The following is a 462-nucleotide window of genomic DNA, read 5'->3' on the forward strand; positions in this document are numbered from 1 at the left end:
CCTGCACACGGCGTTGTTCGCCGGATCCTCGTGGGCGTGGACGGTTCGGAGGACGGCCTGCGCGCGGTCCGCTACGCGACCCGGGCAGCGCTCGTCACCGGCGCGGAGGAGTGGATCGTCAATGTGGCCGACCCGGGTGCGATGGTGACCGGGATGTGGGAGCTGGTCGTCACCACGGAGGCGCTGCAGAAGGCGGGCCAGAGCATCACGGCCGAAGCGGTCGGCGCCGCGACCGGGCTCGGGCTGCCCTCGGCCCGCGTGACCTCGGAGGTGCTCGTGGGCCAGGCGGCCGACGTGCTCGCCGAACTCAGCGCGAAGGCCGACCTGCTGGTGGTGGGACGCCGCTCGATGAGCGGCCTGGAACGCATGTTCGTGGGCTCCACGAGCGTGTCGGTCGCGGCGCTGGCGCACTGCCCGGTCGTCGTGATCTCGAGCAGTTCCACTCCGCAGGAGACCGGTGGG

At 72.3% G+C, this 462-nt stretch carries 1 protein-coding gene; it reads left to right on the forward strand.

Features of this window, described 5'->3' with window-relative positions:
- A partial coding sequence (locus BN358_RS11435) for a universal stress protein (RefSeq protein ID WP_019229158.1) occupies window positions 1–462 on the forward strand: 462 nt, incomplete at both ends.

Origin of the sequence: Sedimentibacter sp. B4 (assembly GCF_000309315.1) — a bacterium.
Lineage (GTDB): Bacteria > Bacillota > Clostridia > Tissierellales > Sedimentibacteraceae > Sedimentibacter > Sedimentibacter saalensis.